Annotated in this window: 2 protein-coding genes; one reads left to right on the forward strand and one right to left on the reverse strand. The window is 66.9% G+C overall.

Features of this window, described 5'->3' with window-relative positions; all coding sequences use genetic code 11:
- The first annotated feature begins 97 nt into the window (after window positions 1-97).
- A complete protein-coding gene (locus NS365_RS22990) occupies window positions 98-595 on the forward strand; it encodes a DUF2244 domain-containing protein (protein WP_058602605.1) in 498 nt (165 codons plus the stop codon).
- 9 nt (window positions 596-604) lie between these two features.
- On the opposite strand, the gene NS365_RS22995 is transcribed toward NS365_RS22990, so the two are convergent.
- Window positions 605-964 (reverse strand): Crp/Fnr family transcriptional regulator (locus tag NS365_RS22995; protein WP_058602604.1); only part of this gene is annotated, 360 nt, incomplete at its 5' end.

Here is a 964-nt window from a genome sequence, read left to right on the forward strand (position 1 = left end):
ACATGATCTCTGTACATTAGACGTGTCGTTGTGTTGTTACGAATGCGGGTACAACCGAGATCTACACACGGTAGCTCGTCGGCAGCGTCAGAGGTGTATAAGCACCAGCGCCTCGTCCGCGCCCGACGCGGACGCCCCGCTCTTCGAAGCGCTGCTGACGCCCTATCGCTCGCTCGGGCGGCGCGGCTTCCATGTCACCATGGCGCTGTTCGGGGGCGCGAGCCTCGTCTCGGGCCTCGCCTTCGTCGCGAACGGCGCCTGGCCTATCGTGGGCTTTTTCGGGCTCGACGTGCTGCTGCTCTGGTGGGCGCTGCGCGCGTCCTTCCACTCCGCCAGAGCGCGGGAGGAAGTGTCGGTCTCGCGCACGGATCTCTCCATTCGCAAGATTTCACCGCGCGGGGCGGTGCGGGAGGCCCATTACAATCCGGGCTGGACGCGCTTTCTCGTGCGCCGCCATCCCGAATTCGGCGTCACGCAGATGAGCGTCCATGGCGAAGGGCGGGCGACGGAGATCGGCGGTTTCCTGAACCCGGAGGATCGCGAAAGCTTCGCCAAGGCGTTCGGCCGCGCGCTGGCGGAGGCCAAGAGGGGCTAAAGGCGTGCGCTAATCCCGCCGGTCGCCCGGCGCGTCGTCATCGTCGCCGAGGTCGAACTCCAGGGTCTCGCTGAGCGCCAGAATCCGGTTCGCCATGGAGAGGAAATCGTCGCGGATGCGCTGGTGCAGGAGTGCGGCGATCTCGGGATATTCCTGCAACATGCGCCGGAAGAGCGGGCGCGAAATGCGGATGAAGTCGCAATCGGTCGCCGTCACGGCGGAGGACGGGCGGCGCGTGTCGGCCATGAGGGCCATTTCACCGAGCAGCGTGCCGCGGCCCACCGTCATGGCGATATGGCGGGCCTCGCCCTCGCCTTCCACCAGATGCACTTCGCCCGAGGCGACCACGAAGCCGGCATCGGCGCGCGC

Source organism: Aureimonas ureilytica, from assembly GCF_001475935.1.
Lineage (GTDB): Bacteria > Pseudomonadota > Alphaproteobacteria > Rhizobiales > Rhizobiaceae > Aureimonas > Aureimonas ureilytica_A.